Below are 21,841 nucleotides of genomic sequence, written 5' to 3' on the forward strand. Positions count from 1 at the left end.
AAAAAATAGAGTTCTGTCAGAAACTCTGATAAAAACAGGAGAGACATATGGGAAGCGAAAACAAAAATGGAAAAGTACCGCTGATCAGTAAGATCGCATATGGGTTTGGTGATGTTGGATGTAATTTCAGCTGGATGTTCGTCAGTAATTTTCTGATGATATTTTATACAGACGTGTTCGGAATCAGTATGGCGGCGGTGTCAGCACTTATGCTTTTTTCAAGATTCTGGGATGCAATCAATGATCCAATCGTCGGGGGACTTACGGATAAAACAAAATCGAGATGGGGACGGTACCGTCCATGGCTGTTAGTAGCGGCACCAATTACAGCGATTCTTCTTGTCATGACATTCTGGGCAAGACCTGACTGGCCGCAGAATGGAAAGATTATTTATATGGTAATTACATACTGTCTGCTGGTTTTGGGGTATACCTGTGTGAATATTCCATATGGAACCTTGTGTGGTGCTATGACACAGGATATTGATGAACGTGCAAAAATAAATACATCCCGTTCGGTTGCAGCGATGATTGCAATTGGTGTGTTAAATATTATCACAGTTCCGCTGATCAGCAAATTCGGCAGTCACAGTGCAAAGACAGGATATTTGACGGTTGCGGTCATATATGGATGTATTTTTACAGCCTGTCATTTCTTCTGCTTTGCGAAGACGAAAGAGGCAGTGATTACTCCGGAAAAAGAAAAAATTTCTGTAAAGGTTCAGTTGAAAGCAGTCATGCAGAACAGACCATATCTTCTTGCATTGGTAGGACAGATATTATTTGGATTTACATTATATGGTAGAAACGCAGATATTCTGTATTATTTTACATATGTGGAAAGGAATGCCTCCTACTACACAACTTATTCGATGTGCATCATTATTCCTTCTATCATAGGGGCAGCCTGTTTTCAACCAGTATTCCGCAAGCTGAATAACAAAGGAAGAACAGCCTCTCTCTTTGCTTTATTTACAGGAATTTCCATGCTGACTATGTTTTTCTTTAATGCCAAAGAATCACCAGCCATTTTTTATGCTTTATCTGGTCTGACACAGTTTTTCTTCTCTGGATTTAATACAGCAATCTATGCAATTATTCCAGACTGCGTGGAATATGGGGAGTGGAAAACCGGACTTAGAAATGACGGTTTTCAGTATGCATTTATTTCACTTGGAAATAAAATCGGAATGGCAGTTGGAACAGCACTTTTAGCAGGATTACTTGGAAAATATGGTTATATTGCAAATCAGACACAAAATACAACTGTACTTTCAATTATGAAACATGCGTTTACGACGATTCCAGGTGCACTTTGGATTGTGACTGCGGTTGTATTGTTTTTCTACCGGTTAAATAAAAAACGTTACAACGAGATTGTGGAGGAACTGAAAAATGGAAGAAAAAGTTGATATCGTGGCATTGGGAGAATTGCTGATCGATTTTACGGAAGCAGGACACAGTCAGGATGGGAGAAAATTGTTCGAACAGAATCCCGGCGGTGCTCCGGCAAATCTTCTAACCGTTGCAAGCCACTTTGGGTATCATACATCTTTTATTGAAAAAGTTGGAAACGATATGCATGGTAAATTTTTAAAGAAGACATTGCAAAAGGAAGGAATCAGTGCCAATATCTTTTGATTTTAAAAGACATTTCAATTCCTGAAGTAGTGCTTTCATGCCTTTCTGATAATCATATTTTTGCATATATGGAAAAGAATTTTCCAGAAAAAGCAGATATTTTGGCATGTCATCCTTTTGAATCAATTCTATGATATTTCCTATTATCTGAAACTGCTTCTTGTAATAATCAACCTCAATTCCATGCATTAAACATATTTGCTGTAAAGAATCCAGTAATGTGTGGCAGCTACTTACAGATGGCTTTGTCTCTGAAAGGGCAATTTCCTGAATCATCGGATGCAGGGAAATAGTGTGGCGAGTATTAGTCTGGATAAAGCCAGTTTCTATCAGATTATTGATTTCATTCAAATTTGATAGATGCATCCATTTTGCAAAAATTCTTGCTTTACTACTTTGACCGTCTTTAATAATCCGAATGTCGTCTTCATTTTCTAACGCTGTTTTTTCTTCCTGTAATTTTCTTAATAATTGAGCTGGTGATAGACTGGTGCAGATCTCCGGTGTATTCAATATAAAGGATGTTGGTATAATATTTTTTATGCTTTCTGGCATATGCTTTAGCCAATTCACTTTTTCCAATGCCTGGTATGCCATAAAGAAATACTTTGGAATTGTTTTCCAGACATTCATGAAGATTTTCTATTTCGGATTTTCTGCCAACAAAATGCCGGCAGGGTTTTGGGACTTCACTGTCAGCAATATAGCCAAGAACAACAGGAGACAAGGAGTCTCCGGCAAGAAGCTTTTGATTCTTTGTATCACGCTTGATAAAGGTACGTTCCATTCCAAAGCAGATATACATCAGATAAAGCCTTATCCGGGTCAAACATCATAGGTAGAATCATATGTTCCAGAGTATCTGAAAGTTTTAGCTGAGAACTTTTGGCAGAATAGTAGTTGATAAGTTTGGGACTGACTTTTGCCTGTCCGCTCATCCAACGGCATACAAGTCCATTATCAAAAGAAAAATCTGCACCTTCCGGACTGGAAAGAAAGTCATCAAATACTTCATATAAAAATTCAGACTGATTCAACTGATTGTTTTCCCGCACGTAGCTTCGTAAAATTGTCATAATAGAACTAAAATCACATCGATCCAATGGGCATTTCCTCCTTTCCGTAAAATATAACTGGTGAATAAGTTTTCTTGAATAAAGATATCATACCATGAACATACATTCGATTCAAGAAAATGAAATATGTTTTATTAGTGTTTTTCTCAATTTGGAGTCAATTTCGATTCAATGCTGTTTGAGGGTATGTTCTGTAAAATAAGCTCAGGTCAAAACAATGACGGGAGGAGCTTATGCAACAGAATATTAAATTTGAGCGGTGCATTGATTTTCTGGTACGGATGATCGATAAGTACGGCGATGAAGTCCTCCGTGAGTTGGAGGAAGAAAAACAGGATAAAGAAGAAAAAGAAGCGGCAGTTTCCTGAAATACAAAATGTAAATCAGACTGTCGCTTTTTTGTGAAATTATTCGGCTGCGTTATCTTTTACTTCTGCAAGCATAATCTGCTCAAGTCGGTCAATATCTGGAAATACCACTTTTTTTCCTCTGGAATGAAGTTGACGAATTTTTTTCATACGTGTTGTTACTTCCTTGTGAATGGAATGCTTAACAGGAACCGGATTATTATTTCGAGTATGTATATGGTCAAGATAATAATCTCTGATTGGAAACATATTCTGGAGAAGAAAAGCAGCTTCTTTTCCATCAAATTCACCTAAAACAATCGTTAGGCACTTTCCGTATTTAGTCACCTGTTTATCGTGTATTGCTTTAAACTTTTCTACACGAGAACTGAGTGGAACCATCCATAACAGAGAAGTTTTATTGTCACGCAGACAGTAAAAAGTAGGACGGTATGTACCACCTTCTTTGTTCTGCATTAAGTTGGAATCACGTACTTTTTCAAAGTATTCATCTTTAATATGGTAAACGTATCCTTCTTGGTATATCATGTTCATCACCTATAAAATAAGCCCTGCCATGCGGCAGGACCGAAATTTTCGAGCCGGACATTTATTAGACGCTTCCGGTGAGCGAACAATATTTTCGAGCCGATCACTTATAAGCCGCCAACGGTGGGCGAACAATATTTTCGATGACAGAAATCCTGTCTCTATCATTATTATATGGTTGTAACGAAAATATGTCAATAAAAAATAAAAAGAAGTATTGAAAATAGTTGGAACAAGTACTAAAATAAAGTTGGGACAAAAAACGGAGCTATATTGCGAGGAAGATTATGAAGAATAAGAAGATTAAATGCGATATATATACCAGAGTATCTACAACCATGCAGGTAGATGGATACAGTTTGGACGCTCAGAAAGAAAAACTCAAGAGATATGCGGAGTTTCAGAACATGGAAATCGTAAATGAGTATTCAGACGAAGGCAAAACTGGAAAAAGTGTAGAGGGCAGACCAGAATTCCAAAGAATGCTGGAAAATATTGAGAATGGAAAAGATGAGGTGCAGTTTGTATTGGTGTTCAAACTTTCCAGATTCGGTCGTAATGCGGCAGATGTATTAAACTCTTTGCAAAGAATGCAGGACTTTGGAGTGAATCTGATCTGTGTTGAAGACGGAATTGACAGTTCTAAAGATAGTGGAAAGCTGATGATTTCTGTTCTATCTGCGGTGGCAGAGATTGAACGAGAAAATATTCTTGTTCAGACAAGGGAAGGACGTAAGCAGAAAGCCAGAGAAGGGAAATGGAACGGTGGATTTGCCCCATATGGTTATGAATTGGTAAATGGAGAATTGGAGATTGCAGAGGACGAAGCAGAAATTATTCGCCTGATTTATGACAAATTTATTCATACCAATATGGGAATCGCTGCGATTGCTGCATGGCTGAACCAGCATGGATATAAAAAGAAAAAACGACAGAATAATACACTGGACGCATTTGCCACTTCCTTTATAAAAGGTGTTCTGGATAATCCGGTATACTGTGGAAAACTGGCTTATGGACGAAGGAAGAACGAGAAAGTTTCTGGAACAAGAAATGAATATCGCATTGTAAAACAGGAAAATTATATGCTGCATGATGGCATCCATGAAGGGATTATTTCAGAAACAGACTGGGAGCTGGCTCATCAAAAACGAGAAAAAACAGGTGTGAAATATGAAAAGACACATAGTCTCGATCATGAGCATATTTTATCTGGAATATTGAGATGCCCGTTATGTGGAAGCGGTATGTATGGAAACGTGAATCGAAAGAAAAAGAAAGACGGAACTTTATATAAGGATTATTTCTATTATGCCTGCAAACATCGTCGCCTGGTAGATGGTCATAAATGTGGATATCGTAAACAATGGAGTGAGGAGAAGATTAACAATGCAGTAGAAGAAGTTATTCGGAAGCTGGTGAAGAATCCAAAGTTTGAGGAAGCAATACTGAATAAAATCGGTTCAAGAATAGATACAGAAGAAATAGAAAAAGAGATTGAAGGATTGGAAAAGCAGCACAGGCAGTTGACCGGAGCAAAGGCAAGACTTGGACAGCAGATGGACAGTCTGGATATCATGGATAAATTTTATGAGAAGAAATATCAGGATATGGAGACAAGGTTATACCGTTTGTATGATGAGATTGAAGGCGTGGAGAACAGTATAGAAGAAGTCAAGAACCGCCTGCTGAATATTCAGCAACAGAAAATATCAGAAGAAAACGTCTATCAATTCCTTTTATATTTTGATAAACTATATGATAAGTTCACCGACCTGGAGAAGAAAGAATTTCTTAACAGTTTTGTAGAACAGGTGGACATTTATGAGCAGGAGCAGCCAGATGGCAGATTCCTGAAGCACATAAAGTTCCGTTTCCCGGTGTATTTTGGAGACAGGGAGACACAGGAACTTTGTTGGGACAACGAAAGCACCGTGGAGACATGTTGCCTTTTGACAAACGAAAACCAGATGCCAAGGTAAAAATAGGCATTGATATGGATGATTATTACCGTATCAGGGAGAATGCTGAAAGCAAATAAACCTTTACAAAACCGAATAATACACTGAATTAAAGCAGGATAGAAGCTGTTGATGCGTTAGAAGATAACGTGTCAGCGGCTTTTTCTTTTTATCTGAAAATCTATTAGTCAAATCTGAAGGGAGTATGCAGCAAGTGATACAGGAGAACTCTTGGAGTGAGTTTTCCAAAATTATCACAAAATGTTTCCTGCTTATTTCTCCTGTCATATAATGTTTTGCAAATTATTTTGCATGGATGTTCGCTGATAATAGGTATTTATGATATCATGTAAAGTAATCGTATTCATTTTTTCTTCAGCAGTTTTTTGGATTTCATTATAGAATCCCTGCAAAGACAACTGAATATTAATGCCAACGCCGCAATCTGGATTGGTATGAGTATCTAAATGAAGCAATGGTTTATCACCTTCAACTGCTTTATAAATATCCAGCAATGTAATCTGGTCTGCTGGTTTTGAAAGAGAAGGACGGGCATGTCCGGCTACACTGGTCATAAGTCCGGCTTTTTTTAGTTTTAACATAAGCTGGCGTACAAAGCCGGGATTTGTATGGACACTTTCTGCAATTGAGGCACTGGAGAGAGATTTTTCCTGGTTGATAGCAATCAGAACCATCACATGAACAGTATCGCTTAATTTCGTTGAGTATTTCATGATAAGAAACTCCTTGTAGTATGATATAATGATTTTGTTTTCACATTTTTGAGAAAAAATATTTCTGGTTTGTCAAAAACATCTCAAGGTCTCAACAGTTCTTTTTAATGTGTTGAGAACTTGTACATATTTTTTATTTTGACGATTGTAAATAATATAATTATAACTATAATGAAATTTGAAGGAAACGTCAACACAGGAATGAAATCACCAAAATCCTTGCATAAACATTGATTATTATATGATGCGATGAAATATTTACAAAGGAGAGCTTATGGAATACAAAAATCAAACAGAAAATCGTGCATTTCAGGAAATGTTGCAGGCAGCAGTAAAACGGCTGCAAAATCGTTCCGGAGAGGATCTTGCTGCAAAAAGTGGAGCTGTTTTTCATAGCAGCCGAAATGTGCTTGAAGTACTGAGTTTTTATGAAACGATTGAAATTCAACTCCCTGAGTTTCGTATTAACTCAAATATGGATGAATGGCATTATCTGATATTGCTGCATTATCTGGATATGGCCGATGGAATAGAAGGCTCACAGAAGCTCATTACTTTTGGTAACCTGAAAGATGGATTGATTCGGGGAACCAAGTTTGACCGGACTGCAGAGCAGAAACTGGAAAAACTTTTGCAGGATAAAGATCCTGAGAAAATTCAGAAAGCATGTACAAGTCTGGGTGCAGAATTCACAGAGACAAAGGCGGATCTGAGTGCTGTTTTTCCAGTTCTGCCAAGATATCCGGTAACTTTAAAGATATGGTTTGCGGATGAAGAATTTCCTGCATCGGGAAAACTATTTCTTCAAGATCATGCCGATCATTATCTGAGTGTAGAAGATGCGGTAACAGTTGGAGAAATTTTACTGCAAAAATTATCGGAAGTATTTTCTTCCCTCTGATCATGAATCAGAAAACTTTCCAGTCCGGCTTTGATAAATTTGTCGATTACTGTCTGAATCTGTTTCCAGTCATTACAGTGATTGCGGAGCATCAGTCTGTTGATGGAAAGGCAGCCATTCATTTGAAAATAAAAAACCGATTCTGCCTGTTCAAAGGTTAGGAGGCTGTGTGACATAAGCCAGGTCACATAGCCTTCTTTTGTATTTTCTGCTATTTTTTCCAGAAGAATAGGGGCAATTGCATCATCCAGAAACAGTGCCCTGTATTGTGATTCCATCTGTATTTTCTGACAGAACGGATAGGAACAGCTTTTTTGATTTAGACAGAATAAATGATCTACAGTTGTTAACATATCCTGAGTCATATCATTAAAAATATCGGATAATACATCATGGACATCGTAGTAATGAAGATAAAAAGTGCCACGGTTGATTTCAGCATTTTTGCAGATCTCTGTAACTGTAATTTTCGTAAAACTTTTCTGCTTTAACAATTCTAAGAACGTATCTTTTATGGTTTGCCTAGTATAGCGGGTACGGCGATTCTGTTTTCTCGTTTTTTCTGACATTATATACTCCTGTATTATTTGGTATCATATGATTCCTCAACAATTTTTCTGATGTGTTGAGCAGCCATACAAATCTCATAGATTGATTATTGTAATTTATATAGTAACAACTATAATGGGGTTTAAAGAAAAAGTCAACAAATTATTCATAATTTTAGGAGGAAAACATGGGACATGTAATTGCAGTATCAGGAAAAGGCGGTGTAGGAAAAACAACTCTTTGTGGATTGTTGATCCAGTATTTGTGTGAAAGTGGGAAATGTCCGGTTCTGGCCGTGGATGCAGATGCGAATGCCAATTTAAATGAAGTGCTTGGTGTGGAGCCGGAGATCACACTTGGAGAGCTGAGAGAAGAAATTGAGCGGGCAGGTGTCGACCCACGATATCAGATTCCCTCCGGTATGACAAAACAGGCATATCTGGAAATGCGTCTTTCCGATGCAATTGCAGAAGAAGATGATTATGATCTGATGGTAATGGGGCGAACCCAGGGACAGGGCTGTTATTGTTTTGTAAATGGTCTTGTACAGACCCAGGTTCAGAAACTGCAAAGCCATTATTCATATATTGTGGTTGATAATGAAGCGGGTATGGAACACATCAGCAGAGGAATCCTGCCAATGATGGAAGTTGCGATTCTTGTAAGTGACTGTTCCAGAAGAGGTGTTCAGGCAGCCGGACGTATTGCAAAGCTGATGAAGGAATTAAACTTTAAGCCACAAAAGACAGGATTAATTGTGAATCGTGTTCCGGATGGAAAATTGGATGCCGGAACTCTGGAAGAAATCCGAAATCAGGGACTGGAGCTGTTAGGGGTTGTACCACATGATGACCAGGTATATCAGTATGACTGTGATGGAAAGCCGATCATACGGCTTCCGAAAGATTCTCCTGTAAGAAGTGCACTGGGAGAAATTGTAAAGAAGTTAGGATTGTGAGTTGGAGGGTTGAAAGTTTGAAGATTGAGTAAACAGAAATATTATCTGATTTGGTATAACCAATTGCAAAGAAAGGAAAATCTTCATGGGAAATCATTGGACAGAAATAGAAAAATATTTAGAAGACCAGAAGATAGCGCAGGAACTGATTGGAGAATTGAGAGATTTTCACATGCGTTATGAGGTAGAGGATCAGGTAAAGGAACGGGTAGAAAAACCGGATATCCTATTTTATGGGAAAAAGATTCTGGAAATGTCAATAGCAGCGCTTCTTCAGGGAGATAACCTGTTACTTTCCGGTGCAAAAGCTACAGGGAAAAATGTACTATGTGAGACACTGGCATGGATATTCGGAAGACCGGAATACGACATTTCTTTTCATGTAAATACAGACAGTGCCGATCTGATTGGAACGGATACCTTTATAAATAATGAGGTTCGCCTTCGGAAAGGTCCCATCTACCAATGCGCGGAATTTGGAGGATTTGGAATCCTGGACGAAATCAATATGGCAAAAAATGATGCAGTTTCTGTACTGCATGCCACACTGGATCATCGGCGCAGAATCGATATTCCAGGATATAACAGGATTTTACTTCATCCGGCAACACGATTTATCGGCACGATGAATTATGGTTATGCAGGTACCAGAGAGCTAAATGAAGCATTAGTTTCAAGGTTTATGGTAATTGATATGCCTGAAATGGATGAGGATAGTGTCCTTTTTGTATTAAGACAACATTTTCCAGATGGGGAAAAAAGTGCACTGAAAGCTTTTGCAGGGCTGTTTCTGGATTTGCAGATCAAAGCTTATCATGGAGAAATCTCAACAAAATCTCTTGACCTGAGAGGATTGGTTTCTGCTGTAAAAGCAACAAGAAGCGGACTTTCTCCAATTGATGCAATCCAGATGGGGATCATAAATAAAAGTTTTGATGTATTTGAAAAAGAGATCGTAGAAGATGTGGTTTCTACCAGAATCCCATCTTCCTGGACCGGAAAAGACATATGGGGGTAAACTTGTATGGAGGATGTCAGATGGCCGGCGAAACAACTGGAAGAACATCGTCTGGAGATCAGCAATCGTATCAGAAATCTTTTTTGGACAGTCAGTGGTGATTATGATATAGAATTTGAACCGGACACAGAAAAATATGTTTATTCACAACAAACGGTTCTATATGAGGCAGTGAAGCAGGGTGCCTTTGCACGATATTTTGATCAGAAGAAACTTGGCATGTATTTGATGAAAAAATTACATTTTTCTGCTGGAGAAGATATGCTTTTGCCTCTTGCTGGATTATGCATGGATGCTGCAGTGAATTGTTTTATCATTCGAGAACGTTTGGGAACAAAGGAAATCAGAGAACAGGCGTTCAGAAAATTGGAAAAAGCCGAGGAAGAGCAGGTATCAGACAAAGCTGGAACAGACCTGATTCACAGGATCAGGCTTCTGTATATAAGGCATGTTCTGGAGAACACAGACGATAAGGGAATGGATCCACAGGCAAAGATTGCATTGTACAAGATTCTTTCTCTGAAGGATGCGGAAAATACGGAAGATGTCATAAACGTGATAGATGAGATTTATAATCATGTTCTGGATCCATCTTTTGAAAAAAGGAATGGAAATCTGGAGAAAATTTTGAATTTACCGGATATGGCATTGGCCAATGACGCGTGGCAGGAATGCATGACAGATGAACAGATGGAAGACATCATTCAAAAATATCTTTCTAATCTCAAAAAAAAGATGATAAGTCTGGATATCAGAAACAAAAAGAAAAAAAGATTTTATTTCTCTCCGGAAAATGAAGAAGTTCCGGAAAGCTCGGAGAATATAAATCCACAGGCAGTGCGACGGATACGGGAATATGTGGAACTGAATTACGGAAAATCGTATCTAAGTGAATCGGAGCAGGCCAGAGTCAATCGGAAATTTTGTACAGGAATCCACAAAAACTGTATCCTGTATCTTACAGATGGAATTTTACAGAACCCTGTGATAAAAAATAATCAATACCGTTTTTCTCAGCTGCAGTTTGAAAAAAATAAAGCCTATTATGGAAATAATCACTGGATCATCAAAAGAAATATTTCTATGTTGGCAGAGTCACTGAAACGGGCATTTATAATCCGAAAGGATGATTTTGTCAGCAGATCTGATGCAGGGCAGCTTGTTCCTGAGAGGTTATGGAAAATTGGAAGAACAGACGATGACAAGTTATTTAATAGAAAAAAGAGATCAGAAGATTCAGAGTTTGTAATAGACGTCCTGATTGATTCCAGTGGTTCTCAAGCTGGCAGACAGGCTCAGGTAGCGGCGCAGGGATATATTATCAGTGAAGCATTAAGCCAGGCAGGAATTCCTCATCGGGTAACAGGATACTGTGCTTTCTGGGGATATACAGTACTTCAGAGATTTCGGGATTATGAAGATCCAAGGGAAACAAATGAAAGAATCTTTCAATTTCGGGCATATGCCAACAACAGAGATGGGCTTGCACTGAAAACAGTCTCTTCCTCTCTCATGGAGCGACCGGAAAAAAATAAGATTTTAATCGTATTAAGTGATGGAAAACCCTGTGATATGAGCATACAACGACCAGGAACCCGCCAGCCCAGGATCTATGACGGAGAAGGAGCTGTGAAAGATACTGCTTATGAGGTGCGTCGGGCCAGAAATCAGGGAATTTTCGTGATTGGTATTTTTGTAGGGAATGAAGAAGAACTCTCCGTGGAAAAGAGAATCTATGGAAAAGACTTTGCCTATATTCGTAATATCAGCAATTTTTCCCGTATGGTAGGAACTTTTTTGCGAAGACAAATTGATATGGAATGAAAATGGAGGAATCACTATGGGTAAAATTGAATTTGCCAATTGCCAGGATGTAAGAAATCAGAAAAAGATACGGGAATTAGATTGTCCACGCTGTCATGAACCGGGAGGCATTGAAGCCTTTGTGAAAGACGGGATACTTGCAGAGGACGGAGTATGTGATAACTGCGGATATATTCTTCCGGAAGGAACAGAACTGGAGGAAGTGGAGTAAGAAGTATTTAAGGAGATAACAGATGAAAATTGCTGTAACTGGAAAAGGTGGATGTGGAAAAAGTACAGTAACCAGTCTTTTGGCTAAGGCTTTAGCCAGACGAGGAAAAGAAATTTTGGTAATTGATTCCGATGAATCTAATTATGGTCTACACCGACAGCTAGGTATGAAGCTTCCCAGAGATTTTACAGACTATTTCGGTGGTAAGCAAAATGTTTTAAATGACATGATGTTATCAAAATTTACTCATCAGTTTTTTGAAGAAACCTGGACTATAAATGATATACCGGAAGATTATTATAGTCTGAAGGACGGTGTAAAACTGATGACCAGTGGAAAAATTCATCAAGCAAATGAAGGGTGTTCTTGTGCTATGGGAACTGTTATGACTCAATTTATCCAAAATCTTAGGCTTACAGAAGATCAATTTGCGCTAATGGATATGGAGGCTGGTGTTGAACACTTTGGACGTGGAATTGATAACGGTGTAGATTTGATATTGATAATCATAGATCCATCCTATGAATCCCTACAGCTTTCCAAAAAAATCGGGGAATTATCGGAAAGTATTCGAAAACCATTTTATTACGTTCTCAATAAAGTAACAAAAGAGAATCAGGAAATGATGTATGAATCTGTATGGAATTCAAGTCGAGTCGCTGTATCTCTTAGTGCGGATCCTAGTATTATGGGAGAGGGACTGATAGGAAAAGAACTATCAGAAAAACCAGATGCTATTGAAAACTTAACAGAATTTCTACTTTCTATTTAATGCGAAATGGAGGAAAAAAGAGAATGATCAGTGTTGAAATGGAAGATGTTCTGGCAGTATTACAATTATGCAAACCGTATATTATCGGTATTATTGCTGCACTTGTAATTGGAATCGTAATTATGATCGCATGCCGCAGAATGTCCAGGGGAAAAAGATTTCTGATAAGGGGAGAAGCTGCGATTGCAATGGCTCTTGCAGTCGTTGTCTGCGTGAATATGATCTGTTTTGGACCAATGGCTACGTTGATTGGACTGGCAACGGGAAATGGAACTTTAAGCGATGAAACAAATGAAGAAGCTGCGGAAGTGGCAGAAAAAATTATGGAAGACGGAATTGTTCTTCTGAAGAATGAAAGCCTGCTTCCTTTAAATGAAACAAAAAAACTGAATATTTTTGGCTGGGAATCTATTAATCCGGCTTACGGAGGAGCTGGTTCCGGTGGTATTAGTGATCTGTATGATATTGTCAGTCTGAATCAGGGACTTGAAAATGCCGGATTTTCTATTAACCAGGAACTGGTTGATTTTTATAACAATTATGGTGCAGATAATCCGGAAATGTCTATCCAGAAACAGAGCTGGACATTACCGGAGCCACCTGTAGATACTTACAGTGATGAGCTTATTAAAAGCGCGAAAGAATATTCTGATGTGGCAGCTGTGGTTCTTTCCAGAAAAGCAGGTGAAGGTCATAATGATATTCCTATGGATGTAAGAAAAGCAGCATATGATAATAATTCAGATGAATATGATGATTTTCCTGAGGGAGAGCATTATTTACAGCTTTCACAAACTGAGAGAGATATGGTGGATATGGTTTGCTCAAACTTTGATAATGTGATTGTGATTTATAATGGAGCAAATCAGTTTGAACTTGGTTTCGCAGATGAATATCCTCAGATTAAATCTGTTGTATGGTGCCCCGGAACGGGAAATGTGGGATTTAATGCACTTGGTAAAGTATTTTCAGGTGAAGTCAATCCTTCCGGAAAAACACCGGATACATTTATTTATGATATGACAACTGCTCCGTGGTGGAATAATGCAGAAAAAACGGAGTATACAAATCTGGCAGATATGGCCGTTGAAGGAATGAACGCAGGAACTGCGCAGGTGTATGCTCCGGCATTTACCAATTATGTGGAAGGCATTTATGTAGGATACAAGTACTATGAAACAGCTGCACAGGAAGGTGCGATTGATTACGATAAGACTGTACAGTATCCATTTGGATATGGTCTGAGTTACACGGAATTTGAACAGAAAATGGGTGAACTGGAGGAAAAAGACGGACAGATTTCTGTAGATGTAGAAGTAACCAACACCGGAGATGTTGCCGGAAAAGATGTAGTAGAAGTGTATTATAAACCGCCATATACAAATGGCGGAATTGAGAAAGCATCTGCAAATCTGATCGAGTTTGCAAAAACAGATCTGCTTCAGCCGGGAGAATCTCAGATTGTTACAGCTACATTCAGTATAGAAGATATGGCCTCTTATGATGAGAATACTGCAAAAGCATATGTTCTTGAAAAAGGCGATTATGTGATTTCTATCAACAGCGATTCACATACTGTGCTGGATCAGAAAACTTATACTGCAGATAAAGATGTAGTATATAAGGGAGAAAATAAAAGAGCATCAGATGATACTGCAGCAACAAATGTATTTGAAGATGCAAAAGGCGATGTGACATATTTATCACGAGCAGATCATTTTGCAAATTATGAAGAGGCTACAGCAGCACCGGCATCTGCAGAGCTGGGTGAGCCATATGTTTCTGAATATCATCTGAACAGCAACTTTGATAAGACTACATACCTCAATGATGAGGATGTAATGCCGACAACGGGAGCAGATAATGGACTTACATTAGCTGATATGCGTGATGCTGATTATGACGATCCTCGTTGGGAAAAACTTCTGGATCAGCTTACTGTTGACGAAATGACAAATATGATTGCAATGGCTGGTTATCAGACAGCAGCCATGGATTCTGTGGGAAAAGTGGCTACACTTGATTTCGATGGACCAGCAGCAATTAATAACAACTTTACAGGAGTTGGTTCTATTGGATTTCCAATTGAAGTTGTGGTTGCTTCCACATGGAATAAGGAACTTGCACAGGCCTGGGGTGAATACATGGGCAAGATCAGTCAGGAAATGGGTGCAGAGGGCTGGTATGCACCAGGTATGAATACTCATAGAACTGCATTTGGAGCAAGAAACTATGAATACTTTTCAGAAGATGGAGTTCTTGCAGGAAATATGGGAGCAAAAGCAGTAGAAGGAGCAAGAAAATATGGAGTTTATTCTTATATCAAACATTTTGCTCTGTATGAGGGAAATGCAAAGATGGTAAGTGTCTGGTCAAATGAGCAGGCAATCCGGGAAATCTATCTGAAACCATTTGAAATTTCTGTAAAACAGGGTGGCGCAAATGCGGTTATGGTTTCCTGGAGCTTCCTTGGAGATAAATGGACTGGAGAAAGCAGTAACCTTATGAATACAGTTCTCAGAGATGAATGGGGATTCAGGGGAATGGCGCTTACAGACTTCTTCCGAAACAATGGTCATGGATTTATGAATGCAGATGCAGCTTTGGCGAATGGAGTAGATGCAATGTTGTCCACATTCAACGGAGAAGAGAACAATGTAGCCAATCCGGAGCATCCAACATCTGTACTTCAGATGAGGAATGCCTGCAAAAATGTCATGTATACAGTTGTAAGCAGCTGGGCTTATGATGGAGAACATGAAGAAACAGGTATGGAAAACTGGAAAAAAGCAGGAATTGGTATCGACATTGTAATAGCACTTTTCATGGCAGGAATGGAAGTACTGGTAATCAGAGGATATAAGAAAAGAAAGAATGCTGAATAAGGATGAAAGTGGGATGGAATCAAAGCTTCGGTTACCTATACAGGTGACAGAGACGGAGCTGAGGTTGTTCAGACGTATGTAAGAAAAGTAGAAGAACAGTTCGAGTATATGTATCGGCTGTTCTTTTTTTATTTTCGAACGTTAAAACGGTAATGTTTATCTTGTGTATAGTAGAACATTAGAGTATAATAAAACCAGTTTTTTGCATAAGTTTAAAAGCCATAATAAGGAAATCGGCAAACCAGATGAAAATCTGGGACGCAAAGCTACAGGGCCTGTAAAATGGCAGCCAGTTGCATGAAATGAGATGCACTGTCTGTTTGACAGTGCTTTTTTGCGGAATGACTTATCAACAGAAGATGAAAGGAAAATTATGAAATTGAAAAAAATATTTGGTGTATCTGTTGTAACTGTGCTGTTATGTCTTACGGGCTGTACGAATAAAAAAGCTTATTTATGAAGAACGGCTGAATCAGATGGATGAAGTGACCCATCAGATGTTTTTAAATCTGGAAGATGTTATGGGCACAAAATGGGATTATGTCCAGGTACAATTCATGTGCTTTATCATTCTGTTTGCAGTTGTTGCGGCAGTTTGTGTAATTACAGCTATCGTAACAGTGCTTAGAAAAAAACAGAGTGAAGCAATTGAAGTTGAAAGAGAAAATAACACAAAACTGGAAACAATCAATAAGACGATTCCAATCATTGCCATGACTGCCAATGCATTTTCGGAGGATATCCAGTATTCCTTTGCGGCTGGTATGAACGTACATATTTCAAAACCGGTTGAGATGAAGGTACTGGAAAAGACAATCAGAAGCATAAAATTCGTGGGGGTATCGAACCGCAGGTCACTGAACAGTGACAAATGAAAAGTAACCAGACATAAAAAAATCGAAAAGGATAGTTAGGAATAGATAGAAAATGAAAGGAAAAAGAGTGATTGCAGGCATACTGCTTGCGGGAATTTTAGCAGTCACCCTGGCAGGGTGTAAAAACACAGATAACACGAAGGAAGAAACCGAAAAGCCTGTTATTACCCTCGGCAGCGACAACTATCCACCATACAATTATCTGAATGAGGATGGTGTACCGACGGGAATTGATGTAGAACTGGCTACAGAAGCTTTCAAAAGAATGGGATATCAGGTGGAGGTTGTCCAGATCAACTGGGAGAAGAAAAAAGAAATGGTGGAAAGCGGAGAGATTGACTGTATCATGGGCTGCTTTTCCATGGAAGGGCGTCTTGATGATTACCGCTGGGCGGGACCATATATAGCAAGCCGTCAGGTGGTTGCGGTAAATGAGAATAGTGATATCTATACACTGAGTGACCTGGAGGGAAAGAACCTGGCTGTTCAGTCCACAACCAAACCGGAAGGCATCTTTCTGAACCGGACGGATGAGAGAATCCCAAAGCTGGGCAATCTGATCAGCCTGGGACACAGGGAGCTGATCTATACGTTTCTGGGAAAAGGATATGTAGATGCAGTCGCCGCACATGAGGAATCTATTGTTCAGTATATGAAAGATTATGATGCAAGCTTCCGTATTCTGGAAGAGCCTTTGATGATCACTGGAATAGGTGTTGCTTTTGCAAAAGATGATGACAGAGGAATCTGTGAACAGATGAGCCAGACACTGGAAGAAATGCGTCAGGATGGCACATCCTTGAAAATTATTGAAAAATATCTGGATGATCCCCAGAAGTATCTGGAGGTGGATGATCTTGGATATTAAGAAAAAAGAAAAACGAATCCAGCTGCTCGGCGGTCTGATTGGAATCTGTGTGGCTGTAGCCTCTCTGTTTTATTTCTTTCACGCAGAAAAAGAGGAAGCAGAGAAAAGAATGGTGGAGATTGTAAACTATGTGAAAGTGCAGTGCTCCACCTACACCCATTATAATGAATCTTCAGAATCCAAAAGTCTTCTCCGTGCCATTGAAAGTGCCAGACAGATGAGTACAAATATCGACATGGAAACAGAAAATGATGGTCAGCTAAGTCAGGAGTTCCTGAAAGAAAATCTGCAGACTCTCTGGGTGGATGGTATCATTGTACTGGATACAGAGGGAAAGATAGACTGTGAATACAGCACGGATGAATCTCTGGCCAATGAAATTACGGCATATCTGCAAAAAGATATTATTATGGATTTTGCCGGATATGAAGAAAGATCTTATTCAGAACGGTTTGCCAGGGAAGACGGATCCTATATTGATGTTGCAGCCTGTGCCAGAAAAGATGCACCGGGTATTGTGGCAATCTACTATTACACACCTCCTGAATTTGCCAGAAATTATACACTGACGATACAGGGACTTTTAAATGGTTATAGTATCCAGAAAGATGGAACGATTATTGTTGCAGACGAGGGGATCGTTGTTGCCAGCAATGATGAGAGCTTGCTGGGGCAGAATACGGCTGACAACGAAGTTGTTCAGGCAATGAAGAGGCATACAGATAGTCAACACATTTACCATTTGAAAAATGAAGGAATCGGATGTTACGGAATCATGCTTAAGCAGAGAGATTATTATATCTATGCGTATCTTCCGGATACAGAAGTGTTCCATAATCTTCCATTAAGTGTGATAAGCGTTATTTTTCTTTATTTTCTGATGTTTAGTATATTCTGGTTCTGGACATACAGAACCAATCTGGCACACCGGAAACAGGAACAGGAAAAAGATGAAAAATATAAAGCAGAACTTCTGATAGCAGCAAAAAAGGCAGAAGCAGCCAATGAGACAAAAACAGAGCTTCTACAGCGAATGAGTCATGATATCCGGACTCCAATCAATGGAATCTGTGGCATGGTAAATATGGCAGATCATTATGCAGATGATATAGAAAAGCAGACAGAATACAGAACAAAGGTGAAAGAGGCATCCAATCTGCTGCTGGAACTGGTAAATGATGTTCTGGACATGAGTAAGCTTGAGTCAGGTGAAATCGTTCTGGAAAAGATTCCATTTAATCTGAACAAAATTTTCATGGAAGTATTTGTTGTGATCGAGCAGATGGCAGCAGAACAGAATATCCGGATCAAATGGGAGAAGAAAGAAATCACGCACTGTGCTCTTATTGGAAGTCCGGGATATGTGAAACGTGTGATGATGAATATTCTGTCCAATGCGGTGAAATATAACAGAGAAAACGGACATATCTATATCAGCTGCATTGAAATTCCATCCGAACAGCCAGAAATGACGACAATGGAATTTGTCTGCCAGGATACAGGAATCGGAATGACTGAGGAGTTCCAGAAATGTGTGTTTGAACCATTTGCACAGGAACATACGGGAAGCCGCACAAAGTTTGCCGGAACCGGACTGGGAATGGCCATTTCAAGGAAGCTGGTCGAGAAAATGGATGGAACCATTACTTTTGAAAGTGAAAAAGGCGTAGGGACGACATTTGTGATCCGGGTTCCATTTAAAATAGATCTGGATGCGGATAAACATGAAGAACAGACGGATGCATCAGAAAAATCTATAAAGGGGTTGAATATTCTTCTGGCAGAAGATAATGAGCTGAATATGGAAATCGCCGAATTTATGCTTCAGAATGAAGGCGCTCACGTGTCAAAAGCATGGAATGGACAGGAAGCGATCGAAGTATTCAAAAAAAGTGAACCTGGTGAATTTGATGTCATTCTTATGGACATTATGATGCCGGTAATGAATGGCTATGAAGCTACAAAGATGCTCAGGTCTCTGGACAGAGAGGATGCAAAGACAATACCGATCATTGCAATGACAGCAAATGCGTTCACGGAGGACAGAATAAGGGCAAAAGAAGCTGGGATGGATGAACATATTGCTAAGCCTGTTGATGTGGAATTACTGTTAAAAGTAATTCATAAATTGGTGAAATAATTGATAGGGTAATGTTAAATAAGCGGTGCACACACACTGAAAGGTGTGTGTCAGAATCTTTTCTTATATTTTTTATAGTGAAAGATTGCTTGAAGTGCGGTAAGGAATATGGTATCATAATAGAACATATATTCGATTAAAGCAAGGCGGTGAATAAGATTGACGAATACTGGCAAAATACAGGCAATCCGGTCTGTCCTTTTATTGAATGATCCGGATAAAAGCCGGTATATTAAACTTCTGGAAGATCTGGGAGATTTGCTGCGGGGCAGGTGCTTCCGGTTCTGGTGCGGATGAAGGATGTTTCTGGTCCGTTTTACAGATACGGGCGGCGGAATACAGGTGAAGGCTCACAGGCTGTTTGCAACGAGGGAAGAAGCTGAAAAGAGTATTGAGAAGGCATCAGAGACAAAGAAGGTGCGTAGGAATCCGTATGACCGATGGTATTGAACGGATGGTAAAGTAAATAAATGCATCAGGGGAAACCTGTTGTTGTCTGTGGAGAGATCTGCAGATGGCAGCAGGTTTATTTTTTTGTGTGAAAGGACAAGGAAGTAGATACTCGAGTGTTCCCAGGAATCCGTTTTCTTTTGGAAGAGAATAGTTATTACCTAATTGGGCAATCAGGTGAGCTACTGTGGTGTAAAACTGTGTTTCTTCCTTTTTGACATTAAGGCTAAAATCTCCTGTGGGTTTGTTAATTGACGTCCGGGAAGTGTCTGCTTTGGTGTGCGGTCATGATCAGCTTCGTCAATTGCTGCAACAAAACGTTTTACGCTATTGGGATTGGATACGACAAAATTATGAGTAATACTTGAAGCAGCCATGTTAACCGATATGCTCTGTATCTGTTTTCATTATGATAGGTATTTGAATTTGGAAAAGAAATTCCATACAGGCATTGTTGATTCAATCAGAAAGGAAAACAAACTCATGAAATCAGTAATTTCCATTGGAAATCAGGATTTTATATCCATATGATCGGCCGTGCCATCAATGATGTGACCATCAATGGAATCTTCGGCGCAGGAGGAGATACCATGTTTGATATGTACAGCCTGGCAGTGTGCATGTGGTGCTTGGCCATTCCCCTGGCAGCCGCCGGAACCTACTACTTCCACTGGCCCGTTGTGGTAGTATACGCCTGCACCTGCATCGACGAGGTGGGCAAGCTCCCCTGGGTACTCCATCATTTCCAGAAATACAAATGGGTGAAGGACCTGACACGCTGACTTTCAGCAAACCTGTTTTTTCATCATCCGGTAGTAGCAGGAAATCAGCAGTGCGCAGGCTCCGAACCATGCAAGGGGGCTGGCGATGCAGACGGAGAAATATCCAAGAACTGCAGAAAGTCCCAGTGTTGTTGCGATGCGCATAACAAGTTCGATCATACAGGCAGTAAATGGAGCCCAGCCATTTCCCATACTTTGTACAGATGCCCGGTAAATGGACAGTAATCCCAAAAGAAAGTAACAGGGAGCGACAAAGGTTAAGTACTGGTCTGAGTAGGAATAAATTTCTGCAGTTGGATTGGAAAGAAAAAGCTCTACAATAGGATGGCGCAGAAAAAGAATTCCAAGGCACATGATCAGATTCAAGGCTTCTGTCTGTATCAGGCATGCACGCACGCTCAGACGAATCCGTTTCTTATTGCCAGCACCAAAATTTTGTGATACATAAGCAGAAATTGCAGCGATCATGGCATTATTTACAAGCACGGATACCTGGTCTGCTTTGGAGGCAGCTGTGTATCCTGCAACTGCATAAGTTCCCAGGGAATTGACAACTGCCTGCATGGCAAGCTGCCCGATACACATAACAGACATTTGAAATCCCATCTGAAATCCAATTTTTAAATGGGAAAAAAGCGGACTTTTCAGCTGGTCGAAATCCTGTCGGCTGATATGCAAAACCTGATATTTTTTCAGCCCGACCAGCAGACAGAAGAATGCGGAAAGGAGCTGGGAAATAACAGTAGCCCAGGCTGCACCTGCAACGCCCATATGGAACGGAACAATAAAAAGCAGATCTAAAAAAATATTCAATATAGAAGAAAACACCAGAAAATACAGAGGCATATTGCTGTCTCCCAGGGCACGAAGCATATTGGAAATCAGGTTATAAAAGACGGTTGCACTGGTTCCAAGAAGAACAACAAACATATAGTCATAGGCCTCTTTGGAAATGTCTTCCGGTATTTTCATAATGGTTATAAGCTGGTGCGCCAGCAGGCAGCAGATCAAAGTCAGCAAAACAGAGAAGAAAATACTTAAGACAGCAGATGCTGCAATGCTTTTTCGCATAACACAAAGTAAATAATAATACTGGTGGAACCAACTGCTGCAAGTGAATTCGTGCCAAGTGTTTTTCCCACAATCACAGAATCTGCCAGCGTGTAAAACAGCTGGAATAGATTTCCGATAATAACAGGAGCCGCAAATTTCAGCAGACACCAAAATGGATTCTCGCTTGTTAAATCCTTTTTTTGCGAACGGTTCATAATAGCCTGCTGTTTCTTACATTTTTTCTGAT

The 21,841-nt window shown here is 39.6% G+C and carries 20 protein-coding genes, 2 pseudogenes and 1 riboswitch; of the genes and pseudogenes, 15 read left to right on the forward strand and 7 right to left on the reverse strand.

From position 1 onward, the window contains the following. Window positions 1–47: 47 nt before the first annotated feature. Window positions 48–1,412 carry an MFS transporter gene (locus tag H8S54_RS04135; protein ID WP_186900974.1) on the forward strand — a complete coding sequence of 455 codons (1,365 nt, stop codon included), beginning with the start codon at window positions 48–50 and terminating at the stop codon, window positions 1,410–1,412. Continuing rightward, window positions 1,396–1,632 (forward strand): annotated as a pseudogene (locus H8S54_RS04140) (PfkB family carbohydrate kinase); the annotation flags it as partial. The gene H8S54_RS04135 and the pseudogene H8S54_RS04140, both read left to right, overlap by 17 nt. On the opposite strand, the gene H8S54_RS19285 reads toward H8S54_RS04140, so the two are convergent. Together H8S54_RS19285 and H8S54_RS19290 are read right to left on the reverse strand one after the other, a co-directional pair. Continuing rightward, window positions 1,594–2,274: a hypothetical protein gene (locus H8S54_RS19285; protein ID WP_243176635.1), complete on the reverse strand. Its 681-nt coding sequence runs from the start codon at window positions 2,272–2,274 to the stop codon at window positions 1,594–1,596. The pseudogene H8S54_RS04140 and the gene H8S54_RS19285 sit on opposite strands and share 39 nt — an antisense overlap. A gap of 128 nt (window positions 2,275–2,402) precedes the next feature. Further along, the gene (locus tag H8S54_RS19290; protein ID WP_243000226.1) at window positions 2,403–2,744 is read right to left on the reverse strand and encodes a hypothetical protein; all 342 of its coding nucleotides are present in this window, start codon (window positions 2,742–2,744) and stop codon (window positions 2,403–2,405) included. Between the two features lie 206 nt (window positions 2,745–2,950). On the opposite strand from H8S54_RS19290, the gene H8S54_RS18435 reads away from it, so the two are divergent. Continuing rightward, the gene (locus tag H8S54_RS18435) at window positions 2,951–3,085 is read left to right on the forward strand and encodes a hypothetical protein (RefSeq protein WP_262579252.1); all 135 of its coding nucleotides are present in this window, start codon (window positions 2,951–2,953) and stop codon (window positions 3,083–3,085) included. Window positions 3,086–3,124: 39 nt separating this feature from the next. Here H8S54_RS18435 and cptIN read toward each other — a convergent pair whose 3' ends face one another. Continuing rightward, window positions 3,125–3,613 (reverse strand): type III toxin-antitoxin system CptIN family toxin, encoded by a 489-nt coding sequence (gene cptIN, locus H8S54_RS04150; protein WP_117852658.1) that lies wholly within the window; start codon window positions 3,611–3,613, stop codon window positions 3,125–3,127. A gap of 287 nt (window positions 3,614–3,900) precedes the next feature. Here cptIN and H8S54_RS04155 point away from each other — a divergent pair, with 287 nt between their 5' ends. After that, entirely contained in the window at window positions 3,901–5,595 is a 1,695-nt protein-coding gene (locus H8S54_RS04155; RefSeq protein WP_186900975.1) for a recombinase family protein, read from the forward strand. A gap of 263 nt (window positions 5,596–5,858) precedes the next feature. On the opposite strand, the gene H8S54_RS04160 is transcribed toward H8S54_RS04155, so the two are convergent. Then, complete coding sequence (locus H8S54_RS04160) at window positions 5,859–6,308, reverse strand: Rrf2 family transcriptional regulator (protein WP_173766812.1); 450 nt, start codon at window positions 6,306–6,308, stop codon at window positions 5,859–5,861. 274 nt (window positions 6,309–6,582) lie between these two features. Between H8S54_RS04160 and H8S54_RS04165 the strand changes: the two genes are divergently transcribed. Beyond that, window positions 6,583–7,209, forward strand: coding sequence for a DUF3786 domain-containing protein (locus H8S54_RS04165; protein ID WP_186900976.1), 627 nt, complete (start codon window positions 6,583–6,585; stop codon window positions 7,207–7,209). On the opposite strand, the gene H8S54_RS04170 is transcribed toward H8S54_RS04165, so the two are convergent. Beyond that, window positions 7,131–7,778 carry a TetR/AcrR family transcriptional regulator gene (locus tag H8S54_RS04170; protein ID WP_186900977.1) on the reverse strand — a complete coding sequence of 216 codons (648 nt, stop codon included), beginning with the start codon at window positions 7,776–7,778 and terminating at the stop codon, window positions 7,131–7,133. The genes H8S54_RS04165 and H8S54_RS04170 overlap by 79 nt on opposite strands. 167 nt (window positions 7,779–7,945) lie before the next feature. On the opposite strand from H8S54_RS04170, the gene H8S54_RS04175 reads away from it, so the two are divergent. From H8S54_RS04175 to H8S54_RS04220, 10 genes and pseudogenes are all read left to right on the forward strand, one after another. After that, complete coding sequence (locus H8S54_RS04175; protein ID WP_186900978.1) at window positions 7,946–8,716, forward strand: ATP-binding protein; 771 nt, start codon at window positions 7,946–7,948, stop codon at window positions 8,714–8,716. A gap of 85 nt (window positions 8,717–8,801) precedes the next feature. Then, window positions 8,802–9,734, forward strand: coding sequence for an AAA family ATPase (locus H8S54_RS04180; RefSeq protein WP_186900979.1), 933 nt, complete (start codon window positions 8,802–8,804; stop codon window positions 9,732–9,734). A gap of 6 nt (window positions 9,735–9,740) precedes the next feature. Continuing rightward, window positions 9,741–11,558 carry a cobaltochelatase CobT-related protein gene (locus tag H8S54_RS04185; protein WP_186900980.1) on the forward strand — a complete coding sequence of 606 codons (1,818 nt, stop codon included), beginning with the start codon at window positions 9,741–9,743 and terminating at the stop codon, window positions 11,556–11,558. 16 nt (window positions 11,559–11,574) lie between these two features. After that, the gene (locus tag H8S54_RS04190; protein WP_117448277.1) at window positions 11,575–11,769 is read left to right on the forward strand and encodes a hypothetical protein; all 195 of its coding nucleotides are present in this window, start codon (window positions 11,575–11,577) and stop codon (window positions 11,767–11,769) included. Between the two features lie 22 nt (window positions 11,770–11,791). Continuing rightward, window positions 11,792–12,541, forward strand: coding sequence for an ATP-binding protein (locus tag H8S54_RS04195; protein WP_117852337.1), 750 nt, complete (start codon window positions 11,792–11,794; stop codon window positions 12,539–12,541). 23 nt (window positions 12,542–12,564) lie between these two features. Next, window positions 12,565–15,426 carry a glycoside hydrolase family 3 N-terminal domain-containing protein gene (locus H8S54_RS04200; RefSeq protein ID WP_186900981.1) on the forward strand — a complete coding sequence of 954 codons (2,862 nt, stop codon included), beginning with the start codon at window positions 12,565–12,567 and terminating at the stop codon, window positions 15,424–15,426. Window positions 15,427–15,651: 225 nt separating this feature from the next. Further along, window positions 15,652–15,727: riboswitch (cyclic di-GMP riboswitch) on the forward strand. 175 nt (window positions 15,728–15,902) lie between these two features. Next, window positions 15,903–16,301 (forward strand): response regulator, encoded by a 399-nt coding sequence (locus H8S54_RS19295; protein WP_021925539.1) that lies wholly within the window; start codon window positions 15,903–15,905, stop codon window positions 16,299–16,301. Window positions 16,302–16,353: 52 nt separating this feature from the next. Continuing rightward, window positions 16,354–17,169, forward strand: coding sequence for a substrate-binding periplasmic protein (locus H8S54_RS04210; protein WP_186900982.1), 816 nt, complete (start codon window positions 16,354–16,356; stop codon window positions 17,167–17,169). Beyond that, window positions 17,153–19,309 (forward strand): ATP-binding protein, encoded by a 2,157-nt coding sequence (locus H8S54_RS04215; protein WP_186900983.1) that lies wholly within the window; start codon window positions 17,153–17,155, stop codon window positions 19,307–19,309. The genes H8S54_RS04210 and H8S54_RS04215 overlap by 17 nt, the downstream gene beginning before the upstream one ends. A 974-nt stretch (window positions 19,310–20,283) precedes the next feature. Continuing rightward, window positions 20,284–20,541 (forward strand): annotated as a pseudogene (locus H8S54_RS04220) (MATE family efflux transporter); the annotation flags it as partial. A 3-nt stretch (window positions 20,542–20,544) separates the two neighbouring features. Here the strand turns inward: H8S54_RS04220 and H8S54_RS04225 are convergent. Both H8S54_RS04225 and H8S54_RS18125 read right to left on the reverse strand, forming a co-directional pair. Continuing rightward, window positions 20,545–21,612 (reverse strand): MATE family efflux transporter, encoded by a 1,068-nt coding sequence (locus H8S54_RS04225; RefSeq protein WP_243176637.1) that lies wholly within the window; start codon window positions 21,610–21,612, stop codon window positions 20,545–20,547. Then, window positions 21,579–21,809: an MATE family efflux transporter gene (locus H8S54_RS18125; protein ID WP_243176639.1), complete on the reverse strand. Its 231-nt coding sequence runs from the start codon at window positions 21,807–21,809 to the stop codon at window positions 21,579–21,581. Before H8S54_RS18125 ends, H8S54_RS04225 begins: the two co-directional genes overlap by 34 nt. Window positions 21,810–21,841: the final 32 nt, after the last annotated feature.

This window comes from Blautia segnis (assembly GCF_014287535.1).
GTDB lineage: Bacteria > Bacillota > Clostridia > Lachnospirales > Lachnospiraceae > Blautia_A > Blautia_A acetigignens.